Annotated in this window: 23 protein-coding genes and 2 pseudogenes; 12 read left to right on the top strand and 13 right to left on the bottom strand. The window is 60.7% G+C overall.

The features are described 5' to 3' along the window. Nucleotides 1-87: 87 nt before the first annotated feature. Nucleotides 88-1,017 (top strand): branched-chain amino acid transaminase, encoded by a 930-nt coding sequence (locus C484_RS04780; protein WP_006824818.1) that lies wholly within the window; start codon nucleotides 88-90, stop codon nucleotides 1,015-1,017. Nucleotides 1,018-1,194: 177 nt separating this feature from the next. On the opposite strand, the gene C484_RS04775 is transcribed toward C484_RS04780, so the two are convergent. Both C484_RS04775 and C484_RS04770 read right to left on the bottom strand, forming a co-directional pair. Then, entirely contained in the window at nucleotides 1,195-1,893 is a 699-nt protein-coding gene (locus C484_RS04775) for a DUF502 domain-containing protein (protein WP_006824817.1), read from the bottom strand. Nucleotides 1,894-1,932: 39 nt separating this feature from the next. Then, nucleotides 1,933-2,808, bottom strand: coding sequence for a proline dehydrogenase family protein (locus C484_RS04770; RefSeq protein WP_006824816.1), 876 nt, complete (start codon nucleotides 2,806-2,808; stop codon nucleotides 1,933-1,935). Nucleotides 2,809-3,038: 230 nt separating this feature from the next. Here C484_RS04770 and C484_RS04765 point away from each other — a divergent pair, with 230 nt between their 5' ends. Next, nucleotides 3,039-3,584, top strand: a complete 546-nt coding sequence (locus tag C484_RS04765) for a CDP-2,3-bis-(O-geranylgeranyl)-sn-glycerol synthase (RefSeq protein ID WP_006824815.1) — start codon at nucleotides 3,039-3,041, stop codon at nucleotides 3,582-3,584. Between the two features lie 91 nt (nucleotides 3,585-3,675). On the opposite strand, the gene C484_RS04760 is transcribed toward C484_RS04765, so the two are convergent. Both C484_RS04760 and C484_RS04755 read right to left on the bottom strand, forming a co-directional pair. Beyond that, the gene (locus tag C484_RS04760) at nucleotides 3,676-4,140 is read right to left on the bottom strand and encodes a response regulator (RefSeq protein ID WP_006824814.1); all 465 of its coding nucleotides are present in this window, start codon (nucleotides 4,138-4,140) and stop codon (nucleotides 3,676-3,678) included. An 85-nt stretch (nucleotides 4,141-4,225) separates the two neighbouring features. Next, nucleotides 4,226-5,254 (bottom strand): alpha/beta hydrolase, encoded by a 1,029-nt coding sequence (locus C484_RS04755; protein WP_006824813.1) that lies wholly within the window; start codon nucleotides 5,252-5,254, stop codon nucleotides 4,226-4,228. A 701-nt stretch (nucleotides 5,255-5,955) separates the two neighbouring features. Here C484_RS04755 and pyrE point away from each other — a divergent pair. Both pyrE and thrS read left to right on the top strand, forming a co-directional pair. Then, nucleotides 5,956-6,525, top strand: coding sequence for an orotate phosphoribosyltransferase (gene pyrE / locus C484_RS04750; RefSeq protein ID WP_006824812.1), 570 nt, complete (start codon nucleotides 5,956-5,958; stop codon nucleotides 6,523-6,525). A 281-nt stretch (nucleotides 6,526-6,806) separates the two neighbouring features. Continuing rightward, entirely contained in the window at nucleotides 6,807-8,774 is a 1,968-nt protein-coding gene (thrS, locus tag C484_RS04745) for a threonine--tRNA ligase (RefSeq protein ID WP_006824811.1), read from the top strand. 118 nt (nucleotides 8,775-8,892) lie between these two features. Here thrS and C484_RS04740 read toward each other — a convergent pair whose 3' ends face one another. Then, on the bottom strand, nucleotides 8,893-9,330 hold the full coding sequence (locus C484_RS04740; protein WP_006824810.1) for a hypothetical protein: 438 nt from the start codon (nucleotides 9,328-9,330) through the stop codon (nucleotides 8,893-8,895). A 469-nt stretch (nucleotides 9,331-9,799) separates the two neighbouring features. Between C484_RS04740 and C484_RS04735 the strand changes: the two genes are divergently transcribed. Beyond that, nucleotides 9,800-10,510: a phosphoribosyltransferase family protein gene (locus C484_RS04735; protein ID WP_006824809.1), complete on the top strand. Its 711-nt coding sequence runs from the start codon at nucleotides 9,800-9,802 to the stop codon at nucleotides 10,508-10,510. Nucleotides 10,511-10,647: 137 nt separating this feature from the next. Here the strand turns inward: C484_RS04735 and C484_RS04730 are convergent, their stop codons facing one another. The 3 genes from C484_RS04730 to C484_RS04720 all read right to left on the bottom strand — a co-directional run bounded on the left by C484_RS04730 (nucleotide 10,648) and on the right by C484_RS04720 (nucleotide 12,244). Further along, nucleotides 10,648-11,082 (bottom strand): universal stress protein, encoded by a 435-nt coding sequence (locus C484_RS04730; protein ID WP_006824808.1) that lies wholly within the window; start codon nucleotides 11,080-11,082, stop codon nucleotides 10,648-10,650. A gap of 185 nt (nucleotides 11,083-11,267) precedes the next feature. Continuing rightward, nucleotides 11,268-11,858, bottom strand: coding sequence for a 50S ribosomal protein L15e (locus C484_RS04725; protein WP_006824807.1), 591 nt, complete (start codon nucleotides 11,856-11,858; stop codon nucleotides 11,268-11,270). A gap of 191 nt (nucleotides 11,859-12,049) precedes the next feature. After that, nucleotides 12,050-12,244, bottom strand: a complete 195-nt coding sequence (locus C484_RS04720; RefSeq protein ID WP_006824806.1) for a hypothetical protein — start codon at nucleotides 12,242-12,244, stop codon at nucleotides 12,050-12,052. A 744-nt stretch (nucleotides 12,245-12,988) separates the two neighbouring features. Here C484_RS04720 and C484_RS24145 point away from each other — a divergent pair. Further along, complete coding sequence (locus C484_RS24145) at nucleotides 12,989-14,167, top strand: S8 family serine peptidase (RefSeq protein WP_338041829.1); 1,179 nt, start codon at nucleotides 12,989-12,991, stop codon at nucleotides 14,165-14,167. Between the two features lie 321 nt (nucleotides 14,168-14,488). Here the strand turns inward: C484_RS24145 and C484_RS04710 are convergent, their stop codons facing one another. From C484_RS04710 to msrB, 4 genes are all read right to left on the bottom strand, one after another. Then, nucleotides 14,489-15,391, bottom strand: a complete 903-nt coding sequence (locus tag C484_RS04710) for a serine/threonine-protein kinase RIO2 (RefSeq protein ID WP_006824803.1) — start codon at nucleotides 15,389-15,391, stop codon at nucleotides 14,489-14,491. 283 nt (nucleotides 15,392-15,674) lie between these two features. Continuing rightward, nucleotides 15,675-16,133: a response regulator gene (locus C484_RS04705; protein ID WP_006824802.1), complete on the bottom strand. Its 459-nt coding sequence runs from the start codon at nucleotides 16,131-16,133 to the stop codon at nucleotides 15,675-15,677. Nucleotides 16,134-16,205: 72 nt separating this feature from the next. Continuing rightward, nucleotides 16,206-16,412: a DUF2196 domain-containing protein gene (locus C484_RS04700; protein WP_006824801.1), complete on the bottom strand. Its 207-nt coding sequence runs from the start codon at nucleotides 16,410-16,412 to the stop codon at nucleotides 16,206-16,208. A 143-nt stretch (nucleotides 16,413-16,555) separates the two neighbouring features. Then, on the bottom strand, nucleotides 16,556-17,008 hold the full coding sequence (gene msrB, locus C484_RS04695) for a peptide-methionine (R)-S-oxide reductase MsrB (RefSeq protein WP_006824800.1): 453 nt from the start codon (nucleotides 17,006-17,008) through the stop codon (nucleotides 16,556-16,558). Nucleotides 17,009-17,608: 600 nt separating this feature from the next. Here msrB and C484_RS04690 point away from each other — a divergent pair. From C484_RS04690 to C484_RS21995, 5 genes and pseudogenes are all read left to right on the top strand, one after another. After that, a complete protein-coding gene (locus C484_RS04690) occupies nucleotides 17,609-18,040 on the top strand; it encodes a cupredoxin domain-containing protein (protein WP_006824799.1) in 432 nt (143 codons plus the stop codon). A 187-nt stretch (nucleotides 18,041-18,227) separates the two neighbouring features. Beyond that, nucleotides 18,228-18,956: a glycosyltransferase gene (locus C484_RS04685; protein ID WP_006824798.1), complete on the top strand. Its 729-nt coding sequence runs from the start codon at nucleotides 18,228-18,230 to the stop codon at nucleotides 18,954-18,956. Between the two features lie 411 nt (nucleotides 18,957-19,367). Then, the gene (locus C484_RS04680; protein WP_006824797.1) at nucleotides 19,368-20,717 is read left to right on the top strand and encodes a DolP-mannose mannosyltransferase; all 1,350 of its coding nucleotides are present in this window, start codon (nucleotides 19,368-19,370) and stop codon (nucleotides 20,715-20,717) included. Nucleotides 20,718-20,835: 118 nt separating this feature from the next. Further along, nucleotides 20,836-22,125 (top strand): ornithine cyclodeaminase, encoded by a 1,290-nt coding sequence (locus tag C484_RS04675; protein WP_006824796.1) that lies wholly within the window; start codon nucleotides 20,836-20,838, stop codon nucleotides 22,123-22,125. 167 nt (nucleotides 22,126-22,292) lie between these two features. Next, nucleotides 22,293-22,499 (top strand): annotated as a pseudogene (locus C484_RS21995) (squalene/phytoene synthase family protein); the annotation flags it as partial. Here the strand turns inward: C484_RS21995 and C484_RS21990 are convergent. Beyond that, nucleotides 22,498-22,983 (bottom strand): annotated as a pseudogene (locus C484_RS21990) (phytoene desaturase family protein); the annotation flags it as partial. The pseudogenes C484_RS21995 and C484_RS21990 sit on opposite strands and share 2 nt — an antisense overlap. 95 nt (nucleotides 22,984-23,078) lie before the next feature. Between C484_RS21990 and C484_RS04665 the strand changes: the two are divergent. Further along, entirely contained in the window at nucleotides 23,079-25,010 is a 1,932-nt protein-coding gene (locus C484_RS04665) for a formate/nitrite transporter family protein (RefSeq protein WP_006824794.1), read from the top strand. The last annotated feature ends 12 nt before the right edge of the window (nucleotides 25,011-25,022 follow it).

Raw genomic sequence — 25,022 nt, 5'->3', positions numbered from 1 at the left:
CTGAATCGTCTCGCCGTGCCGGACCCAACGCGGGGATCGCCCGGAAATCGCGAACACTTAGTACGGTGGCTTGCAACACACACCACTATGGCATTCGACGAGATGGACGTCGACACGATATGGATGGACGGCGAGTTCGTCGACTGGGACGACGCGCAGGTCCACGTACTCACGCACGGCCTCCACTACGGAAGCGGGATCTTCGAGGGCGCACGCTGTTACGAGACGGAACAGGGCCCCGCGCTCTTTCGCTGGGAGGAACACCTGGAGCGGTTTTACAACTCGGCACAGCCCTACGAGATGGAGATCGATTACTCGGTTGCTGAACTCACCGAGGCCACGCTCGAACTCATCCAGCGCCAGGATCTCTCCTCGTGTTACATCCGGCCGGTCGCCTTCTACGGCTACAACTCCCTCGGCGTGAGTCCCGAGGACTGTCCGACGCGAACGGCGATTGCCGCCTGGCCGTGGGGCGCGTACCTCGGCGAGGACGCCCTGCAGAACGGCATCGACGTGATGATCTCCTCGTGGCGCAAACACGCCTCGAGTCAGGTGCCGACGAACGCCAAGACGACGGGCCTGTACGTCAACAGCCTCCTTGCCGGCGAGGAAGCCCGACGAAACGGCTACGCGGAGGCGCTCGTCCTGAACAAGGAGGGCAACGTCGCCGAAGGCCCCGGCGAGAACGTCTTCCTCGTGCGCGACGGCGAACTCTACACGCCCGGCCTCTCGGAGTCGATCCTCGACGGCATCACCCGCGATACGGTGATCACGCTCGCCGAAGATCTGGGCTATACGGTCCACGACAACGTCTCCATTTCGCGCGGCGAACTCAACACGGCGGATGAACTCTTCTTCACCGGCTCTGCAGCCGAGGTCACACCGATTCGGAAGGTCGATAACGTCACGATCGGCGACGGCTCCCGCGGTCCCGTCACCGAAGACATTCAGTCCCGATTCTTCGAGGTCGTCGAACGACGGACGGACGAGTACGACGACTGGTTCGAGTACGTCTGAGGCCGTCCGGTCGTCGTTGCAGTCTCGAAACAGGGTCTCCTTCTCCGCCATTAGAACGAGTTCAAGGGACGGTTTCGCTGTCGAGAAACCGAGTTCGGACCGAATCAAGTCGGTGCTGGAGAGTGAGTATGCAGGTCAGTGGTGATCAGGTGGTCAGGGGACGAGGGAACCAGTCGATCAATCGTCGTCGTCACTCGGTCGCGTCGGATTCGCATCGCTCTCGTCAACGACATCGATCGGGACGCCGGCGTCCATCCCGCGAGTTCTGTCCGCGTCGCCGAAGCCGGCGCTCAGGACGCGGGTAAGTGCGTCTTCGACGTCCTCGTTGAGTTCGGTGATTCGTTCGGGGTGGACTTCGACGACGTAGCCGGTCGTGATGTTCGGCGATGTCGGGAGAAAGAGGATCTCTCTGCCGTCTTCGGTTACCTTGCCGGTTTTGAAGGCGGTCATGCGGAGGCCTTCCCAGACCTCGATTTTGACCGGCTTTTGCAGCGATTCTTGTTCGCCGAAGGCGGTTTCGGCGGCCATCTTCGAGGCGTTGTAGACGACGCGCATGACGGGGACGCGATTGGCGACGTTGTCGACGAGGCGTTCGACGAGGCCGCCGATGGTTGTGCGCATGAGATAGCCGACCGAGAAAGTAAGAACGATGAAGACGGTCAGTGTGACGATGACGCGAAGGAACTGTGCGAGCTGTTCGCGGGCGGCCTGATTGCCGTCACCCGGGATCAGCGGTATGAGGGCGTCCTGTTCGAGGATGATGCCGGGAGTAACGCCGGCGACGAGGCCGTAGAGCCAGTAAATGACGTAGAGCGTAATGAGGATGGGGCCGAGGACGATCAGCCCGCTCGCAAAGTCCCGCTTCCACGAAGCCATATCGTGACAGTCTCACTAGGGGCTAATGAGCCCTTCCCTTTATCGGCCGGTGATCGCCCGGAGCGCGAACCAGAGGTTTTCCTTTCGTTCCATCACGCGTCGATAGAAGTAGGACTTCCAGCGGTTACCGTAGGGAGCGTACTGCCACATGTCGTACTCCCGTGCGAGTTCGTACTGTGCGTCCTCGCGAACACCCATGAGCATCTGGAACTCGAAGTCGGTGCCGTACTCCTCGTGGAGGTCGATCGCGCGCTCGATCATCGCTGGATCGTGGCTCCCGACCGCAATGCCGCCGTCGAAGTGCTCGAAGGCGAACTCGAGGAGGGCCTCGTACTCCGTGTTGACTCGGCTGCTGTCGGTGTAGGCGATAGCAGCGGGTTCGTCGTAGGCTCCCTTGACGAAGCGGACTTTGCCGGGTACGTCCGCAAGCCGCTCGATATCGTTCCGCGTTCGCTTGAGATTGGCCTGGACGCAGACACCGACGCCACCGGTGCCGTCGGAGTCGCGATCCGATGCGGATCGCTCGCCGCCGTATTTCCGTGCGAACTCCTCGTACGCGTCCAGGGTGGCGTCCGTCGTCGTGTGGTCTTCCATGTCGATCCAGACGAAGATGCCGCGGTCGGCTGCGGTTCCGACGATGGTCTCGAGTTCTTCGCGGAAGACATCCTCGCCAAGATCGAGGCCGAGTTGTGACGGTTTGACCGAGATGCAGGCCTCGAGATCCGAGGCGGCGATATCGGCGACGAGCGAGCGGTACGCTGCGGCGTCGTCGCGTACCGGGCCACGGTCGTCGTAGTGTTCGCCGAGAAGATTGACGATGACCTTGACGTTTCGTCGATTGGCCTTGCGGACGTGATCGAGCGCCTCGGCAGGAGACTCCCCCGCGACGAACCGGCGTGCAATTGGCGGGATCATACGGTAGCAGTCGACAGCCTGTCATAAGACGTTACTGTTCGAAATTTGAAATTACTTCGCGTCGCTCGCGATCTCGGCCGGCCATCGTATAGACGGTAGAGACGGCCGCTATCGCCATTTTCCTCCCCTGCGCAGGAGACTCATCCGAGATAGCGACCACCATGAGATGTCTTCACAGTGGGTGACCCGAATCACTGCCGATTAAGGCGTCTGGACACTTCTCGGCGAATATGGCAGTACTCGAGACAGTCGTAATCGCGTTCTGGGCGATGATACCGGCGTACGTGCCGAACAATGCAGCGGTGCTCGGCGGTGGCGGTCGGCCGATCGATGGAGGGCGAACGATGGGTGACTCCCGCCTGCTCGGCGACGGAAAGACCTGGCGTGGAACGGTCGCCGGAATCGCCGCCGGACTCGTTCTCGCCGGCGCTCTGACGGTTCTGGCTGGAGACGTAAGCGATATCCTCGGCTTTGCGGTCCCCGAATTCGTCCCCCTCGCCGCGGTCGGACTCGCTGCCGGAGCGATGCTCGGTGACATTCTCGCGTCCTTCCTCAAGCGTCGAACCGGCCGCCAGCGCGGTGCGATGTTCCCCGGACTCGACCAACTCGACTTCGTCGTCGTCTCGCTCCCGCTGACGGCACTACTCGCACCCGCCTGGTTCCGCGAGTGGTTCTCCCCGGCGGTCATCCTCGTTATCGTCGTTCTGACCCCGATTCTCCACGTCACGACCAATATGATCGCGTACAAACTCGGCCTGAAGAACGAACCCTGGTAGTTCCGAACGACCCTGAACTCTCGTCGCGTGCCGGAACTCCTCGTGAAACCCGCCGCACTGCCCGTTGTTGCTCGCTCCGCTTTTCGCCCGTTTACGACGATGCTCCCGATGGGGCAGGCGGTAACATCGCCTTGTCCATCCAGAACGCCTCGACGGCCGCCCCCAACGAGGCGAACTCGTCCGGTCCGCTCGGCTTGGTAAGGTATGCATTGGCACACAGATCGTAGCTTCGTGCCACGTCCTCGCTCGCCTTTGAACTCGTCAGGACGAGGATCGGCAGTGACGCGAGTTCAGGATCGTTCTGTATGGTCTCGAGTACTTCGAAGCCGCTCACCCGCGGGAGGTTCAAATCGAGGAGAACGAGGTCGACGTGGACTGATGCTTCCGACGCGAACCGCTCTTGGAGGACGGTCAGGGCTTCTTCACCGTCGGTGACTGTGTGGAACGTTGTCTCGATATCGACTGTCCGGAACGCTTCCTGTGCGAGCCGCACATCGCCGGGATTATCCTCGACGAGCAGGATATCGATCGGTTCACGGGAGGTTTGATGGGTCACAGTAGTAGGTAGAGGAAGTGACGTGCGGTAGCTGGATAAACTTGCGTACCAATATACTTGGTATGCGTCTTGTTCACGTCTCTTCTCACACGGTGCCTTCCGTGTCCAGTGCTGCCCGAAGATCGCCCACGGCATCGTCGTAGGCTTCGTGAGCGCGTTCGATAGCCACTGGTTCGGTGATCATGCCGAAGAAGCCGTGGATCAGATCGTCGTAGTTGGAGTGGGTGACGGGGACGCCAGCATCCTCGAGTCGGGTTGCGTACGCTTCGCCGTCGTCACGAAGGGGATCGAATCCGGCGGTGATAATCGTCGCGGGCGGGAGCCCGGAGAGATCGGTCGCTCGCCGCGGCATGGCGTAGACGTTGCCCTGATCGAGGGGGCGCTCGAAGTAGTGACCGCGGAACCAGGCCATCTCGTCGGCGGTCAGGAAGTATCCCTCGCCGTTTTCCTCGTACGAATCGGTCTCGGTGGCATCGCCCGTCGCCGGGTAGATCAGGAGTTGGTATGCGACGGCTGGTCCACCCTGGTCGCGCGCGAGTAGGGCCGTTCCCGCCGCCAGATTGCCGCCGGCGCTGTCGCCCGCGAGAACGATCCGGTCCGGGTCCGCACCGAGTTCAGGTGCGCTCTCGGCGGCCCACTCGAGTGCGGCATAGCAATCCTGCAGTCCGGCGGGAAACGGGTGTTCGGGTGCGAGCCGGTAGTCGACGCTGACGACGGGGTAGCCGGAGTCGGCCGCGAGTTTGCGGCAGGTGTTGTCGTGGCTGTCGATGCTACCGATGACCCAGCCGCCGCCGTGGAAGTAGAGGATGAGGGGTCGGTGGTGCTCGTGTTCGTGTTCGTGGTCTTGTTCTCCTTCCTGTTCACACCCTCGCTGGTGGTCCTCACCCGCCTCCGGCTCGTAGATCCGGATCGGGATTTCTCCGTTCGGTCCATCGATCGTTCGATCGGTCACCGATTCGAGTTCGATAGCCGGCTCGCCCGCTTGGAGTTCTTCGAGCATCGCGCGGGCCCGTTCGACCGGTACCTCGTCGAACGAGGGCGTCTCGAGGGAGTCGTACAGTTCGAGGAACCGCTGTACGTCGGGATGCGGCTCGGTAGCCCTATCTGCTGTCATCGATCGACATATTCTCCGCGGCATGAAAAAGGTATAGTGACAACTGCAACGGGTTTCACATCGATCCATAGCCGTCGGGTGATCGGGTGTACTATGACGTGCGGCGGCTACTGTAGCCCCGACTGTGCAGTGACTCGCAGTGGCTACTGTCGCTTCGGTCGGTGTCCGCGCGCACAGGAGCAACTCGAATGGACGGGATAAGAAGACGCAAAGGGTGGAAAGATCGCGGTAGAACGGAATTTAGTCGGACAGAACGAATTGGGTTGGATAGAAGAGCGTGTCATAGAATACTTCCCACACCCTCTGTATAACGATTTATCAGACGGTCAGTGCAGGCCAAGCAGACACCGGAAAGGAATACGGATTCAGTTATTTGAACCACTCACTGTTGAGTCTTTCATCTCCGTTCCAGTACCAACGAAGATAGGTATAGAGAATACCGAGTATAACTGCAAGGGAAACGGCTGTTCCTATTGTTTCCATATTCCATCGTACGAATCCGTTCTATATGTGACTGGCGGTCAGTTCACACATCCGCTTACGGCTGGTTCAGCCAGAGAGGCCTGAAACAAACCTCCTGCGCGTCTTTCTCTGACACGCTCTAGAACGGAATTCACTCGAACAGAACAGGACCAGCCAGGTCGGGACAGAGTCGTCGCGTTCCACACCGCTTATTTCGGTTCGTCTCGCCACTACGAGCAATGACTACCGAGCGGGAGGACACGCAGGATGCACAGGGGACGCAGGAGCTTATCAATGCACTCCGCGCGGCCGATGCCGTCCAGTTCGGCGAGTTCGAACTCGCCCACGGCGGCACCAGCGAATATTACGTCGATAAGTATCGCTTCGAGACCGATCCCGACTGTCTCTCGGCCGTCGCCGAGGCCTTCGCCGATCGGATCGCACCGGACGACAAACTCGCTGGCGTCGCACTCGGGGCCGTCCCGCTCGCGGCCGCGACGAGCGTCGCCGCCTCCGTCCCCTACGTCATCGCCCGCAAGCAGCGCAAGGAGTACGGCACGGCAAACCTCATCGAAGGTGAACTCGACGAGGGCGAGGAGGTCGTCGTGCTCGAGGACATCGTGACGACGGGGACCAGTCTGGTCGACGCCATCGAGGCGCTTCGGGACGCCGGGGCGACGGTCAACCGTGCACTCGTGGTCGTCGACCGCGAGGAAGGCGGTCGGAAGACCGTCGAAGATGCAAACGTCGAGATGGAGTCGCTCGTAACCGCGAGCGATCTGCTCGCGGATCAGCCCGACGACGCCTGATCCCCCGCTGTCCGGGCTGGCCTGGAAGCGAGTACCCACACCACGAGTTCGTTACCGGTTCACGCCCCATCACAATTCTTTTATTCAGGTACGGGCTATCCGTAGCCACGATGGTAGGTGTCCGCTTTACACGCCGGGCTTGCGCCCGCTTCTAACTCTCACCTACCGTTCGCTGTGTCGGCGTCGTTCGGCCAGCAAACGGTGACGACAGTTCGCCCGGCGACGGACACGCCACCGGCGTTTTCACAGCGCTCGCACCAACAGTAGCCACACCAACACCTATGTCAGAATCAGAACCAGAATCAGAATCAGAATCAGACGCAGAAGGAATCGTAGTCGTCCTCCCTGACGGCTCAGAACTCGCAGTCGACGCCGACGCAACCGTCGAAGACTGCGCCTACGAAATCGGCCCCGGCCTCGGCCGCGACACCGTCGCCGGCAAACTCGACGGCGACCTCGTCGCCAAGGAAGAACCCGCCTACGACGGCGCTGAACTCGAGATCATCACGGACCAGTCCGACGAGTTCATCCGCGTCATGCGCCACTCCGCGGCCCACTGTCTCGCCCAGGCGGTCGAACGCCACTACGACGACGTGGACCTCGCAATCGGCCCGCCGACGGACGAGGGCTTTTACTACGACTTCGACAACCTCGATATCGACGAGGACGACCTCCCTGAACTCGAGGCGGAGATGGAGGCCATCATCGACGACGACTACGAGATCGAACGCGAGGAGGTTTCGATCGAGGACGCCGAAGAGCGACTCGCCGACGAGCCGTACAAACTCGAACTGCTCGAGGAGTTAGCCGAGGAGTCAGACACCGTGACGTTCTACAGCCAGGGCGAGTGGGAGGACCTCTGTGCCGGCCCGCACGTCGACTCGACGGGCGAGATCGGTGCGGTGAAACTGCTCGAAATCGCGGGTGCCTACTGGCGCGGCGACGAGGAAAACACGATGCAAACGCGCATCTACGGCACGGCCTTCGAGGACGAGAGCGACCTCGAAGCGTTCCTCGAGCGAAAGGAAGAAGCCGAAGAGCGGGACCACCGCAAGATCGGCAACGAGATGAACCTGTTCTCGATCCAGGACGTGACCGGTCCCGGCCTCCCCCTGTATCACCCGCCGGGGAAGACGATCCTGAAAGAACTCGAGGACTTCGTCGAGGCCTTAAACCAGGACGCCGGCTACGACTACGTCGAGACGCCCCACGTCTTCAAGACCGATCTCTGGCACCGCTCGGGCCACTACGAGAACTACCAGGACGATATGTTCGTCTTCGACGTCGGCGACGACGAGTTCGGCCTGAAGCCGATGAACTGTCCCGGCCACGCCGCCATCTTCCAGGACCAGTCCTGGAGCTACCGCGACCTGCCGATCCGGTACGCCGAGAACGGCAAGGTCTACCGCAAGGAACAGCGCGGTGAACTCTCGGGGCTTTCGCGGGTCTGGGCGTTCACGATCGACGACGGTCACCTGTTCGTCCGACCGGATCAGATCGAGAAGGAGGTCGAGCGGATCATCGAGATGATCTTCACCGTCCTCGAGACGTTCGATCTCGACTACGAGGTGTCACTGGCGACGCGGCCCGAGAAGAGCGTCGGGAGCGACGAGATCTGGGAGCGGGCCGAATCGACGCTCGAGTCCGTGCTCGAGGAGTCGAAGATGGACTACGAGATCGAGGCGGGCGACGGCGCGTTCTACGGGCCGAAGATCGACTTCGGATTCGAGGATGCGATCGGGCGTGTCTGGGACGGGCCGACGGTCCAGTTGGACTTCAACATGCCGGAGCGGTTCGATCTCTCCTATGTCGGCGAGGACAACGAGGAGCACCGCCCGGTGATGATCCACCGCGGTATCTACGGCAGCTACGAACGGTTCTTCATGGTGCTTATCGAGCATTACGAGGGCAAGTTCCCGCTCTGGCTCGCGCCCGAGCAGGTTCGCGTGCTGCCGATTTCGGACGACAACCTCGGCTACGCCCACCGGGTCGCAAACGAGTTCGACGCGTTCCGCGTCGAGGTCGACGACCGAGATTCGACGCTCGAACGGAAGATCCGGGCGGCCCACGACGACCGGGTTCCCTACCAGATCATCGTTGGCGACAACGAGGAGGAAGACGGGACCATCTCGGTTCGGGACCGCTTCGAGGATCAGAAGTACGACGTCGAGATCGACGCGTTCCGCGAGCATCTGGAAGCCGAACGCGACGAAAAGCGGACGGAGCCGGACTTCCTGCAAGACGAGTAGCAACCCAATCATTCGGATTGAGCCGTGGGTTGTTAGCCCGAATCTACAGTTGATGTCTGAAGGGCGTAAAGACAGAGTTACCGATCCGTATCAGTGTCCGCAGCCCGTTTTCAAGTAATCAATCGCAGCTAGGGACGTCTTCTCGATAAGTCATCTCTTTCCGATCCCCATAATAGAGATTGATCTTGCGTGACACACTCGGATGTGGAGGACACTCCGGTTCGGCCGGAATCGACACGTTCCCGTCTGCTCCGTTATCGGTCCGGTAGTTGATTGTGCGTACCTCATCCAGAATGGGATCTGATGTGAACGAATGGCTCTTCGTCACTTCCCACGTATCTTCGTATATTGTAGTCCCGTTCTCCGCTTTAGCCGCGAATTCGAACGTGGTCGTCTCGTTATCGTAGTGGGAGTTGATGATTGTGATTCGTGCTTTATTCTCGTATTTATACTCCTCGTCGCTGAGCCAGTCTAGACAACCAGCGGTCACAGTAACCGTAGCCGCCATTGCTGTCCCGAGAAATTTCCGTCGGTAGAAGGTTTGATCGTCAGTCATGGCTGGTCAGTTGATTGTCTTACACAGCATACAGAACGTTTCATTGCTAGTGTTGTTTTGCAACAATAGATGAATGTGATGAATTGGTGGTTGAGTATATATTACTACTATAGTTATAGTATCTAATAACAATTTTGCATGATAGTTTATTGATACTGGTCTATTTTCCTCTCATACTCCCACAATCATTAAATATTATTGGTATTTCATCATATGATCAGAAATATAGCGTCTTAACGCAACCTCTCCTTGAGCGACTCCAGCAGATACAATTCGACGACTACTATGGCACCTACCGGTATCACCAATTCCACTGGACCAGCACGGGCATCTTCAAGGGGTTGCACCGTCGCCAACTGAGCGAGTCTTGTAGCCAGTTAGTCACTAGTGACCCATCACCCACGTTTGTGGTTATCAGAATCAAGACTGCTATCGAAATAGTCATACTTACGGAATCGTGCATACCAGTATGAACAGAGCAGAAAAGGCTGCCCTCCAGTTGCGGGCCGTCGACGTACTGCGGATGCTGAAGGAAACGCGGACCTACGACGAACTCGCCGAGACGACCGGGCTTCCGGCCGGCGACCTCAATCGCTACGTCAACGGCCACGTCCTCCCCGGCACCGAACGCGCTCGTGAAGTCGTCGAAGATATCGGCCGCGAGGCCCTCGCCACCGAACTTGATGAGCGCATTCACGTCGACAACGAGGGCTACGTCGACAACTCTGGCACCGTCTTCGATCAGTCGTTTCTGGACCTCGTCGCACCCGTCGTCGCGAACGCCTTCGAGTTCGATCGGCCGGATGTCGTCTTGACCGCTGCGACGGACGGAATCACGCTCGCGGCGTCGCTCGCGAGTTACTACGGCACGCGGTGTGCCTACGCGAAAAAAAGCAAAGAGACCGCAGTCGAGGAGTTCATTGAGGCGCGCCAGCGCCTGCAGTCGGGCATCGAACTCACCTACTACCTGCCCGTCGCGGCTATCGACGCCGGCGAGTCGGTGCTGGTCGTCGACGACCTCATCCGCTCGGGTGAGACGCAGGAACTCTTGCTCGACATCGTCGAGACGTCCGAAGCGGAGGTCGCCGGCGTTTTTGCGCTCATCTCCGCCGGCGAGGACGGGATTCGCCGCGCTCGCAGTCGGACGGATGCACCGGTCGGCTCGCTGACCTCAGTCTAAGCGCTCCGGGACTCCGATCGCGGTGCTGTCGTTGATCTGTATCTCCGTTTCGTCCGTGTCACCGATCCTGTGTTCCCGACGAAGCCGCTACCAGCGGCGGTAGTGCAGCCAGCATGGTGCATCGGTGATCCGGATCGCTATCGGACGATCGTCACCGGAACCGAAGACCGCCGGGCGACGTTCTCCGCTACACTTCCCAGCAGGATTCGACTCGCACCCGTGCGGCCGTGGCTCCCGATCGTAATGTGATCGACATCGTGTTCGTCCGCGTAGGTGACGATCGATCGCGAGATGCCGCCGACGACGCGGTCCGTTTCGATCTCGCAGCCGAACTCGGCCGCCTCCTCGCGCGTCTGCTCGAGGAGCGCATCGGCTCGCTGTTCGTGCTGGGTCTGAATCTCCTCGTAATTTGCCACCGCGCCGCCCTCGATCCCTGTCGCCGCGTAGAAGTCCCCGGGATCGATGACGTGTAACGCCGTGATCGTCGCGTCCGGATACTCCCGACAGGTGAACTCGAGTGCGTCAGTCGAACGGTCCGAGTCGTCGACCGGAACGAGGACGTGACGTGGCATGCTTCCTGCTACGACGAGCATCGAGTTAAGTTTCAGCCCGTCATACTGGGGCCGTCGCGTCGATTTCCTCGCGTGGTTGCGTACGGTGGTCGAATAAGGTGCATCGAAACAGCATCAACTCACCGAGAAGCGTCACAAAAGAACGTGAATCGAAGCCGCCGAATGCGGCGGTCTGTGCGTGCCGGTTACTTCGCGCGGCCCTGCCCGCCGGTGTTCGACGGACGGACCTTCTCGGCACCCTTGCCGCGGTTGTTGAGACCGCGGTTGTCCTTGCCCGCGTTGGTGAGGCCGCGGAAAGCACGGTTCGTGTGGGTGTCGTCACAGATCCAGTTAAGATCGTCGTCGTTCTCGATTGCGGGGTGGTTCGGATCGACGAGGATCACTTCGAACCACTTCTGGCTCCCGTCTTCACCGACCCAGTAGCTGTTGAGCACGCGCATGTTGGGATACTTTCGGGAGACGCGCTCTTCGCCGATGCGCTGGATGTTCTTGCGCCGTCCGATGCGGTTGACACCCTGGCGCTTGGAGCGACGACCGGCCGTAAAGCGCTGCTTGCGGGCGGTCCCTTTGCGAACCGACACGCGGGTCATGATGATGCCCTGCTTTGCCTTGTAGCCGAGTTCACGAGCCTTGTCGAGTCGCGTCGGTCGCTCGATGCGCTCGATTGCGCCCTGGTCGCGCCACTCTTGCTTTCGCTGCCATTGCAGTTCCCCGAGTTTACCGTCGTCGGGGTCCTTCCACGCGTCCTTGATGTGGGAATAGAAGCTCTTTGCCATTGTATTCACCGCGGGCGGTGATGGTTCAACCCGGCGAGGACGATCCCCCGCGGATCACATTCCGTCCTGTGGCGGCGTCGTGCCGGACAGGTGCCCGCTGGTGCCCGCGGCCCAGCGAGTTACGATACTCTATCCAATTCCCGAGTATAAGGGCTTCGAAGCGTTTCGAGTGTGACAGGCCCGTTGGCTCGTCAGGTTTGCTCGATCACGTCGTACTCTTGAGAGAGGTCGTACCACAGTTGATTGACCGACTGCATCGATTCGAGTTCGTCCAGCCGATCGTGGAGCTGTTCGGCCTCTTCTTCGGAGGCCGTTCCCATGTACACCGCCTCGTCGATGATCGTTTCGAGCACATCCTTCTGATACTCGAGTGCTGTCTCGGACATCCTAATTCCTGCCATGAGATTTGTCCTGATAGCTATAGACTGCACTAGGATCGTTGCTGGCTGGATAATGGCCAGCTAATCGAGACGAACGGCGGGACGAGATGTCACACTCGACCGATCAACCGGGACCTGCTCTCGTGTTACTCACGCGTACGATTCCACTCGTGGAACCGTCTTCCACACCGTGTGACCGCAGTTTGTGTGAGACGAACAGTTGTATACACGAAACAGGTCGAGAATTGGCTGCCAGGTTTGTCGCTGCTGGCAATTTTCTATCCGGCACGCGTCAGTTCTCGTGATCGTGGTGAACCCCTAACAGCTAGCCGAAAGGATATGATAGCATTTGCCATTGTTTCCAGTGGCTGTCTCTTATGGAACGGACCAACTCGACGGGCTCGACCGCGGACGAATCGACGGACGGTGTCGCAACGAGACGGCGATTCCTCACTGGCGTGGGAGCGACGGGGTTTGTCGGCGGAATCGGCCTCACCGGGAGCGCAAGCATGCTTCTCGGAGATGTCGTCGGTGGACTCGTCAGCGTCGGCGACACGCTCGTCGACGATACTCTCAACCTCGAGAGTAGCCTCGAACAGGAGACGATCGTCGTCTTCGAAACCAACGCCGACGCGGACCGGCTGCTGTCTCTCGACGCCCTCGCCGGCCGGTTCGACGTGCTTCCGATGGCGTACGCCGAACTCACCGGACCGCTAATCGAGACGGTCGCCGGCTGGTCGAAGGTGCGCTATATTTCCGCGAACTACGAACTCGAGTACCAGAACACGATGCACGAGCGGATACGCGGACCGGGACGGTCCAGGCCGGAACCGGGCTCGATACGGCTACACCGGATCGAATGCTCACACCGTCGTCATCGACTCGGGCATCGACGGTGCGCGTCCGGATCTCGAGGGCAACCTGCGAGCGAACCTGCAGTACGTCGGTATTCCCGCCGTGACCGACGACCCGCTGTGGTGGCAGGATGTCGGCTTCATCGACAGCGACAACAGCGGTCACGGCACCCACTGCGCGGGCAGTATCGCCGGCGACGGCTCGGCCAGCGACGGCGAGTTCACCGGCATGGCTCCGGACGCTGACCTCACCGTCTACTTCTGCGGCGTCGGCGGGCTGTTGATCGTCTACATCGTCGCCGCCTACGACGACATGCTCCGTCGCCAGCGCGAGGGGGAACACGACGTACAGGTCGTCTCGAACTCGTACGGCCCGGCCGCCGACGACCGCCCGTTCGTTCCCGACGATCCGACGAACGTCGCTACCTGGGCCGCACACGAGGCCGGCATTCTCCCGGTGTTCTCGGCCGGTAACAGCGGCCCGGAGCGAGGAACGTTGAACCAGTACGCCAAGGCCCCGCACGTTCTCGGCGTTGCGGCAACGCACGCCGATCAGACGGTGACGGACGTTTCCTCCCGCGGACGCCCCCAGGACGGCTCCCGGGAGCAGGACAACTACAACCGGCACGCGGCCTACGAAAATCTCGCTGCGCTGCACGATGGCACCCCCGAAGACGAAATCGAGGGGCCGCTCGGTATCTACCGCAACGGCGTCGCCGCCAAGGGTGGCGACGTGACGAGCACGCTCAACCCTGCCGATGCGTTAAACGTCACCGAACCCGACGGTGAACGCTACTACGGACCGATGTCCGGGACCAGCATGTCCTGTCCGGTCACCGTCGGCTGTGCGACGCTCGTCGTCGACGCGTCTCTCGAGGCCCACGGCGAAGCGCCCGCTCCCGTCGACGTGCTCACGACGCTCGAAGCAACGGCGGTCGAAACCGTTCACGACACCTACACCGCCGAATCCGTCGATGCCGGCTACGTCGACGCACTGGCAGCGGTTCAGCGCGCCGAGCCGGGTGAACTCGCAGGATTCGACGAGATCGATCTCGCACCCGGCAGTCACGAGTAGCGTCGAGTTCGGTTGCAGGGATCTCATGCGGTTATCCCTGCAGCGTCCATCGCGCTCCCGTTTCATCCCGAATTTCGTATATCAGTATCCGTTCATCCCCTGGGCCACCAACGAGTGGGCTGACGACCGATGCAACTCAACACGGCCTTCCGCTCTTTCGCCGAGCGTGATACTGTATCCCAATTAACGACCGAACGCGATCCCCGTACGAGCGTCTCCCCCAACTCGATTACCGTGCTCGGGGACGACTATCACTATCCCCATCCAAATCGAGCTAAAGCGAGCCGCAGCGACCGGAACCGAACGCTGAGAGAGTCAGCGTTACTCGCGAATCGTCTCGAACGACCCCGAAGCGATCTCCGCTGCCACCGTGTCGCTCTCGAGTTCACCCGAAACCTGCTGTGGGTACTTTCGGCGGAAGTACCCCACGGCGTTCTGGAGATCTCGTCGAAGGAACTCGTCGGCGTTTTCGTGGTCGGTTGGGACGGCCTGTGGCCAGTCGAAGATGGTAACGCCATCCTCGTCGAGGAAGACGTTGTACTCGCTCATGTCCGCGTGGACGTAGCCGGCTTCGTACGCGCGAGCGATTTCGGAGATGAGCAGATCGAGGACGCCAAGAACCTGGTCGGCTTCGAGTTTCGTTCGCGAGAGTTCGACGCCGTCCATCTTTTCCATGACGATGGCGTGGCGATTCTGGTCGATCGGTTGGGGGACCGCAACGTCCGGGTAGAGTTCTTCGAGGATGTCGTGTTCGCGTTCGGCGGCCTTTCGAGCGGTGTACATCCAGGAGACGTGTTCGTTGTCAGCGGTGTAATCGCGTTCTTTGTGGACCTCTCGGAAGTTCGTATACCCCTCGCGGTGATATTTCAACGCGAGAGGCTTGTACGACCGAACTTCGTACACGTCGCTTTCCTTGCCGACGCCGAGCGGTGCGCCGAACTCCGAGATCGTATCGCGCTCGACGAGCGCTCGGAGTGCGAGGGCGTCATACCCCTCGAACTGGAGGGTATACCCCTCGTACTGGATGGTCTTTTTCTTGATGAGGCCGCGTTTGAGACACCGTTCGAGTCGGTACGTTACTTCTTCGTCGGTCAGGCTGGCGAATTTCGGGAGTTTCTCCCGCTGTACCCACTCGGAGAAGCGCATTCCCTGTTCGACCCCCGAAAGGAGATAGAAATCCTGCTCTTCGAGTTCCGGCAGTAATTCGGCGACGTTCCGCACCATGGACCGGGATACCCGCCGTGCACGTAAAAACGTCGTGACGCTGGGTTGGGTTCGGCGGTTCGATGCGTGTTGTGCTTGTACGTGATTCTGGTCCTGTCAGTGCCGTCTGTGCGGTCATTCGCAAGCGAATCGGTGGGTTCGAGCGCTCAGCAAACGGGATCGGTATAAATCGTATAGCGGGAATACAGAACCGGATTTAGGTACCGCCCTAACTGCACGTAACACGATCTCGCTCATCACAGATCGCTCTCAGAAACTCGTATGGCGCGTTTCAGTAGCACACTCACTCCTCTGTTGATGGCTCTTGAACGATTGCAAACCACAGGTCCTCGATCTCCTGCACGAAGTTGACGAAGTCCTCCGCTTCAACTGGCTTTTGGACGTACTGATCCGCGTCAAAGCCGTGTGACTTGACAATGTCTTCGCCTCTCTCCGAACTAGTTAGAGCGACAACGGGAATCTCCCGGAGTGCAGGCTCGTTATTCAGCTCAGACAACACGTCCATACCGCTTTTGCCGGGTAACTTCGGCTCGAGGAGGATCAAGTCCGGACGTGGTTTCGCTGCGTACTCGCCGCGTTGGTTAACGAAATCAAGGGCGGCGTCACCATCGCTGATGGTGTACAGTTTGTTCTTGAGTTTCGCGTCTTTGAAGGGTTCTGTGAAGAGACGCGTATCACCGGGATTCGGTTCGATCAGTAAAATGGTGATCTGATCGCCTACCTCCTCGCCGTCTGGAGTCATTACGGAGTATTCTGAGCGGAAGGGTAAAACAGCGAGGTCACCAGTTCTGATTACTCTCCCCGTCTATCCGTTTTACTTGTCGTGGACGATCGACTGAACGTGGCCGACGACACCGCTTTTCAATTCGACGGTCGGACCGGCGGGATCGTCCTCGTAGACGGTGCCGACCTCACCAATGATGGGCTCTTGATCTACCGATTCGACATCCTGGTCGCCCTGAATGATCTCGACAGTGAGCCCTTGGCGCAGTTCTTCCGCGGTTGGTCGCTCATTGGACATGGGCGATAGTGCGACAGGAATTTCGAAAAGGATGCTGCCTGCACTCGCGTCGTGCGCGCTGACCGTCCTCTCCGTGATTGCGTTCGTCTATCCACCAGTTCTGAGGTGGCTTCAGCCGCGGTTTCGCACTCGGTTCCCCGTTCTCAGTCGCGGTCGGCAGTATCGTCGTCTTCGAAGTCGAGTGCGACGGAGTTGATACAGTATCGCTTGCCGGTCGGTTCCGGCCCGTCCTCGAAGACGTGACCGAGATGGCCCCCGCAGTTGGCACACAGGACCTCTGTACGGCGCATTCCGTGACTGTCGTCCGATCGCGTCTCGATTCGATCGTCGTCAACATCGTAGAAGCTGGGCCAGCCACAGCCGGAGTCAAACTTCGTGTCCCCATCGAAGAGTGCAGCGCCGCAGCCCGCACATTCGTAGCTGCCGTCTGCCTTGTGGTCGACGTACTCGCCGCTGAAGGGGGCTTCGGTGCCGGCTTCGCGGAGGATGCGGTATTCTTCGTCGTCGAGTTCGGCGCGCCACTCCGCATCGGTTTCGGGGACGTCAGCCTGGGTTTCGGAGTCGGATGTCTGTTCCTGGCTGGAATCGTTACTCATACGTCTAGAAAGGGGAGAGAGGGCAAAGAGTCTGTTGTGATGCTGGCTGTTGTGTCGCGCCGAAGCGTGTGTTAGTTACCACCACGGGACGGTTGCGTGCCACGTCGAGTGCAAGAGAGCGTTCGACTCGTGCTATCGACTCGTAATCACGTCCGTGCTCTCACAGACCGGGCACTGTGTCATTCGACCGAGCTTCGGAACCTCGATTCGAAGCCACTGTTCGTCACCACCGGGCGCTTCAAAGCCGCAGTTGCGACACCGAGATTGTCCGCGAGTGGTTGATGTACCGGCCATATGAGAGACTATGATAAAAGCGACCATATAAGTTGGTACCGGAAAGAAATTTGATGTGTGTCGGGGACGCGGCCGCGCTGGAGCGACGGGCTGCTTCCGTCCGCGTAGGGCTATCGAACGGCCCGCGGTGGCTACGCTGCGATCCGTTTCGTACGTTTCATCGTCGGGACTTTCGTGATGGACGGCGGTCACGCTGTATCGGGTCGCGTTTCGTTTCGTATCGTCTCGTCGATATCACTAGCGACGGACTCAATCCAGTAATATTGATGAATGGTTTAAGTACATCGTCGTAGCCAGACGAGGGTGATGGTACGAGACACGACACGGCGGCGGGTCCTTCAACTGACCGGCGGGGCACTTCTACTCGGGTTTGGAAGCGCGTCTGCAAGCGCACAAGACGACGATGAAGCCATCGAGCCCGAGACGCGAATCGAACTCGATGCACAGACCCCGGGCTGGGTCGGTATCGAACCCGAAGCGATCGCAGACGAAGACAATCCGACGCTCACCCTTCAGGACGGCGAAACGTACGAAATCGGCTGGGAAGAAGGCGACGGCGCGTCCCACAATATCGAACTCGTCGACGAGAACGACGAAGTAGTCGACGACTACGAGACCGAAGAGGCGACCGAAGGAGGCGAGGACCAGTTCATCGAGTTCGACGTGACCGACGAAATCGTCGAGTACGTCTGCCGAGTGCATCCGAACACGATGCGCGGCGAAATCGAGATCGAGTAGCCGACGCGAACGATACAACCGCGAAGGTCAGGTCCATTTTCGACGGTATGAGAGCCGAGAAACGGGCTGACGAATGGAAAGCGAGAACAGAGACACAGAGAGGAGAGTACGACGTGGCTGCACGTGAACTCAGCGTCGAGAACGAGCGAAGCGTCCCGCAAGCGGAGGCGCGAGGGGGTTCGAGGAGATGACTGACTCTCTCGGCGTCGTCATCCCGGCATACGATCCCGATCCACTCGTGCTGAGCCGGTATCTCACGGCCGTTCGAACCGCACTCAACCCCGAAACCGTTCGGATCGAACTCGATCAGCCGACCGAATCGCACGTCGAAGTCCTCTCGGAGTCGGCAATCGACCTCAATACGTCGCGGGATCGACGCGGCAAGGGCGCTGCGATCACGGCGGGATTTGACGCGCTCGACACCGATATTTACGTCTTCGCCGACGCCGACGGCTCCATCCCCGTCTCGTCGCTCGACGATATCGTCCGAGAAATACGAGCGGAAGAATCCGAGGTCTGTATCGGCTCGCGCCGGCACCCCTCGTCGAAGATACTCGCCCACCAGACCGTCGTTCGTCGGTTTCTGGGAGCGCTGTTCGCGGTCGCCGCCAGACGGGTCCTCCCGGCGCAGTGTCGCGATTACCAGTGCGGGGCGAAAGACGTTCGCGCGGACGCCTGGGAATCGATCGGACGACACTGCTACGAACGCGGCTTCGCGTGGGATTTAGAGTTCGTTTCGGTCGCCGGCGTGCTCGGATACGATATCGCCGAAGTGCCCGTCGTCTGGGCGGATCAGCTCGATTCAACGGTCGACCCGCTCCCGACATCGTTCGAGTTACTCGCCGCACTGATTACCGTAAAACGACGGACCGACGCGATCGCAACGAACCGCGCCGTCCGAACGCCGAGTCACTGACGAGTTCAGTGTGATCGAATATGGGACGGAAAAATACGTCCGTGTTCGGTGAACTCGTGCATCGAGCGGGAAGCGGAACTGCCGGCGGAATCGCGCTCTTGGACCGGCGGACGAACTCGCATTCGTCAGGGTCGCGGAGCTCTCGATCGGCTTCCCCGTTCTGTTCGGATTGACCCGCCTTCTCTCGATGAGACTCCCGATTGCGGGCATCGATCGCTGGCCGACAGTCGCAAACGGTATCGGTATCGGTATCTGCGCCGGGATGGCCGTAACTACGTCCCGGAAAGCGTGCTCGGCGGCGACGCCTGAGTGCGCGAATTCCCTTCAGACCCGCAAACTCTCGTCGGTGCTCGCAGAGTGCCAGCACCGATCTTATTCGATCAAAGGCAGCTAGTACGACACCGACCGAGTATGGGATCTCGAGAATCGAGTGCGAGTATACCGCCTCGCTGGACCGATCAGTTCGAGCAGCACTGGCTCGGGTTGCTTTTCGCGGGATCGACCGTCCTCGTGACGGTCGCGACGATGGTCCAGTTCGTTCACGAACCGTTCCGCATACACGACGACTCGGCGCTGTTTCAGCACGCCGGGTGGTACATCCTGCAAGGGGCAACCCCGTACGTCGATTTCTGGGATCTGAAACCGCCGCTCATCTACGCCGTCACGACCGTCTTGGCGTTCCTTTCGGGCGGCAATATGCTGGTGTTGCACCTGCTGAGCATCGGCGTCGCCGTCGGCTCGGTCGTCGTCGGCGTGACGCTCGTCGGGCTGCTCACCTATCGGTTAACAGCACACGAGTTCGCGAGTTTCGTCGCCGGTGCGACGATGTTCGTCGTCCCGTCGCTCTATGGCTTTCCGGCGGTGGGACTCAGACCGAAATACCTCGCCTTGCTGTTCGGGGTTGCGGGCCTCTTGTTTGCAGTGACGGATCGGCCGGCGCTGAGCGGTGCCGCCGCCGCGACGAGCGCCGGGTTCTGGCAGCTCGGCGGGCCACTCTCCGCGCTCGTTCTCGCCATCGGGTTCCAGCGCGGGAGAAGCCGCGGCCTGGCGCGAACGATAGCCGGCGGAGCGCTCGTGACGATCGTCGTCGTCGCCCCGTTCGTCGCCGCGAACGCGACCGTCCCGCTCTTCCTGGAAACGGTCCTCGCGCCGATTTACGGCGTCGAACGGTACACGATTCCGGGGCGGCTTCTCGACCTCGTAATGATCCTCGGATACGGAGCACTGTTGATCCCGCTCGGCGTCTACGGGTGGGTTCGAGGGATCGCTCTCGATTGGCGACGATACTGGTGGGTCGGCGCGGGGGGCTCGCTGTACTCGCTGCAGATCTTCCTCGAGATGCAGGGCGCTATCGAACTGATCCTCCTGTTGCTCTTTCTCTCCATCGGCGTTGGCCTAGTGATCGCAACGACACGGACCCCGAGACGACGGTCGATCGTCGCCGGCACCGTCGCGTTGCTCGCAGTCGCAAGCCTCTACTGGGTCGGGGGCCCGGTGACGCCGATCAAGACCGAAGTCGAAGAGGCCCACGAGGCGGTGTCGATTTCGAATTACGAAACGCTCCCGGAGAAGCCGGACGAAATCGAGTCGATGCAGACGATCTACTGGGAGAAGCGACAGCCCGAGAGCTGTCACTATCGGCTGGGACAGAAACAACGAGAGTACGCACAGCGGACTGGCGGCTCGCTCACGCAAACGGAATGCGGACGGTGGCCGTTCGAGGATCCGCCGCGGGAGTGGCTCACCGACCGGATACGCTGACGAACCGAGAACCGTCGTCCGTCGGCCCGCTTTCGGGCGGTGACGATCACCGGCCCCACCGTGAGAGCGGCGACCGAAGACACACACCTTGACGGTCTTCGGTCGCCAACCCACACCAATGACAGTTTCCCAGACCGTCGAACTCGAGGGTCACATTATCGACTCCGGGTCGATGGGCCATTGTTTCGGTGCCGTCATGGAGATGGGCGGCGAGTTCGAAGTCGAGGAGTTCGAGGTCGGCCGCCACAAACACGACGAGACGTACTGCCGGATGGAAGTTACCGCCGAGAGCCACGAGGACCTCCGGGCGATCCTGCACGAACTTAACCAGCAGGGGGCGACCGTCGCCGATCCGCGGGACGCGACGATAGAACCCGCTCCGAACGATCAGGTCGTTCCGGTCGACTTCTACTCGACGACGAACCACCCGACGTACGTCCGCGTCGACGGCGACTGGGTGGCGGTCGAGGATATCGAGATGGACTGTGCGCTGATCGTCGAGCGACACGGTGACGATAGCGACGGAGACGGCGAAAGCGACGAAACCGGACCCGGAACTCCCCGCGTCACCACCAAAGTCCTGAACGCCGTCGAAGAAGGCGACCTCGTCGTCACCGGCGAAACCGGCATTAGGGTCGAACCCCCCGAACGACCCCGCAACGGCGGCGGCTCGTTCGGCTTCATGCAAGGCGGCGTCTCCAGCGAGCGCCCCTCCGAGTCGCTGATCGAGGAAATCGCCGACGAGATGCGCGACGTCCGCGAGAACGACGGCACCGTCCTCGCCGTCTGCGGCCCCGCAATCGTCCACTCCGGCGGTCGGGACGCCCTCGCCGAACTCGTCCGAGAAGGGTACGTCGACGCGATCAGCGCCGGCAATGGGTTCGCTGTCCACGACTTAGAACGGGACCTCTACGGCACCTCGCTGGGCGTCGACACCGAGAGCCTTGAACACCCGCGAAAGGGACACAAGCACCACATCTACACGATCAGCGAAATCGTCCGCCACGGCAGCATTCCGGAGGCCGTCGACGCCGGCGTCGTCGACGAGGGCGTGATGTACGAGTGCGTCAGCAACGACGTTCCCTACGTGCTCGCCGGGTCGATCCGCGACGATGGCCCGCTGCCGGATACGATCACGGACTCGATCGAGGCTCAGAACGCGATCCGCGAACAGGCCCAGGATGCCGACATCGTGCTCATGCTCGCAACCCTCCTCCACTCCGTCGCCGTCGGCAACTGTCTGCCCTCGACGACGAAGACCGTCTGCGTCGACATCAACCCCGCGACCGTCACGCAACTGCTCGACCGCGGCAGCGCCCAGGCGATCGGCATGGTCACCGACATCGGCGCGTTCATCCCGATGCTCGCGGACGAACTCTGCGATCCATCACAGCAACACTCGGCGTGACCATCTAGCCGGGACGATCACACCGGAAACACGGCCGAATATTCGAAACAGAGCATCTCTCCACCGAAGCACCGCTCGTACCGACCGCAGTCAAGGCGTGGTATTTTATACGATTCTGTAGTACGATGGCCATCTTTCAGCGAGTCGCCGAGCTGACACGAGCAAGAATGTACCGGAAACACATCGCCGCCAGCAAGGAACTCCACCGACGAACCGGGAGAACCTTCTATCTCGCAACCAGGTTCCTTCCGCGACGAGTTCGTCGCGCGACCCACGTCCTCTACGCCTTTTTTCGGCTCGGAGACGAAATCGTCGACGACGCCGACGACGTGCTGCCGGCCACCCAACGCGCTGAACTCGAATCGCTTCGTGCTGGGCGACGTTGGGGTCGATGTAGTCTCGAAGCCGTGGCCGATCCTCGTAGACGAAGTGTTCCATGCCGATCTCGTAATGGTGGCGAGCGGTCTCGAGATAGCGTTCGAGCGCGTCGCCGGCACCTGTTTCGTAGGACTCGAAGACGTCTTTCGTTCGTCCTCTGTCGGGCGTCACGTCCACTTGGTCTCCGTCTTTGAAGAAGATCCGATAGTGTGGATTGAGATGGGTGAGGTCGTAGTACTCGGAAGGCGTTCGGTTGAAGGCGGCGAAGAACCGTTCGAAGACGTCGGGCATCAGGTACCAGGACGGCCCCATATCGAATCGGAACCCGTCGCGTTCGAGCCGACTCGCACGGCCGCCGAGTTGGTCGTTTTGTTCGACAACGTGAACTGACACGCCGGCATCGGCGAGGTAACAGGCGGTCGAGAGACCGCCCACACCGGCTCCGACGACGATGGCTGTGGACCCGGCCGGGGAGCGCATACGATGGGTATCGGAAGTAGCGTGAAGAATGTGCATCCCGGTTCCGTTGAGCGAAATACCAATGCCTTAGTTCGTCTGGGAGACTCGGTCTAGTAATGGATACCTCTGAACACGAACACACGCCACCCCCTGGTGACGAGGACGAGGCACGAGACGAGGACATCCGGCGCGACCGCGAGTCGATTGAGTCGGACGCGGACCGTGGGACGGATCACACGGTGCCGGAAGTGACCACTACGGAACGCCAGGATGCGGTGCGGGACGCCGTCGAACGCTCGCGTAGCGGCGCGCCCGCGGTCGGTTCGGTCGTTCGCGATCGCTTCTCCGCGGACGAGGTCTTCCAGCGAATCGTCGCCGCCGCGGACGAGGAGGTCACGTCCGGAAACCGCGAACTGCTCTTCAGCGGGATCGCCGCGGGATTCGCGATCACGATCACGTTCCTGTTGTACGCCTCGCTCTACGGTTCGACGGACGGCCATCCGATACTGAGTGCGCTGTTGTACCCGCTCGGATTCATCTACATCATCATCGGCGGCTACCAGCTCTACACCGAAAACACGCTCCCGCCGGTGGCACTCACGCTCGAGCGCCTCGCGAGCATTCCGGCGCTCTTTCGGCACTGGACGATCGTCCTCATCGGGAACTTCATCGGCGCTACCATCGGGGCGGCGGTGCTCGCGTGGGGCGGCGTCTTCTCCGAGGACGCGGCCGAGGCTGCACTGTACCTTGGAACACACGGCATCGAGACGCCCTGGTTCGACCTGTTCTTCAAGGCAGCCTTCGCGGGGCTGATCGTCGCCGGCGTCGTCTGGGTTACCTTCGCCTCTCGCGATACGATTTCTCGCCTCGTCGTCGTCTACATGGCGTTCCTGGCGATTCCGATCGGGAACCTGTTTCACGTCGTCACCTCGTTCACCGAGATGTCCTACGCCGTCTTCGTCAGCAGCGATCTCGGCTTTTTCACCGGCTTGGTCTATTTCGTCCTGCCGGTCCTGCTCGGGAACACCATCGGCGGCATCCTCCTCGTCACCGTCGTCAACTACTTCCAGACGAGCGAGGAACGACTCAAATCCGCCCGCTTCGAGGGGATTAAACGCCGGCTGTCGTTCAAGGAGTGGGTGTTCGGCGGTCTCGTCGGTCGGTCGTACGTTCCCCTGATCGACACAGCCGAGCGAACAGAGGAAGACGAAGAGGGCTACCGGGTCCTCGTCCCGATCGCGAACCCGCGCACCGAATCCCGACTCATCGACCTCGCCGCAACGCTCGCAGCACAACGCGAGTCCGCGATCGTACACGTGGTCCACATCGTGCAAATCCCGGATCAGTCCAGCGGCGGACGACAGCGTGATCAGATCGTGTCCGAATCCGAAGCGTTACTGCGAGACGTCGGCGGTGAGATCGACGACTACGATGTCGAGTTCGAGTACTCGACGATCGTCACGCACCGCTCGTTCGAGGAAATCTTCAACCTGGCCGAGAGCAAACGCAGCGACCTCGTCGTGATCGGCTGGGGCGTCAACGAACTCTGGGGCGCCGCGCGCGCAGAACGGCCGCTCAGCGAACTGACGAGACAGCTCCCCTGTGACTTCCTCGTCCTGAAAGACCGCGGACTGGACCCGTCCAAAATCCTCCTGCCGACCGCCGGCGGGCCGGACTCGGACCTGAGTGCCGAAGTCGCCCGAACGTTCCGCGAAACGTCGGACGCCGAGGTGACGCTCCTGCACGTCGTCGATAACCCCGACGAGCGCCAGACCGGGGAACAGTTCCTCTCGGACTGGGCAGTCGACCACAACTTGCAGGACGCCGAACTCGTGGTCGACGATTCGGGCGACGTCGAACGTGCGATCTGTCACCAATCGAAAGAGCATTCGATGCTCCTCATCGGCGCAACGGAGCGCGGACTTCTCTCGCGGCTGCTCACGGGATCGCTCCACTTCGATGTCGTCAACGAAGTCGACTGCTCGGTGATTCTCGCAGAACGACCGAGCGACCGCTCACTCGTCAAGCGCCTCTTCGGTTGGAAGTAACGGCAACGGTCC

It is taken from the genome of Natrialba taiwanensis DSM 12281 (assembly GCF_000337595.1).
Taxonomy (GTDB): Archaea; Halobacteriota; Halobacteria; order Halobacteriales; family Natrialbaceae; genus Natrialba; species Natrialba taiwanensis.
This window is presented reverse-complemented; position numbering and strand designations above follow the sequence as displayed.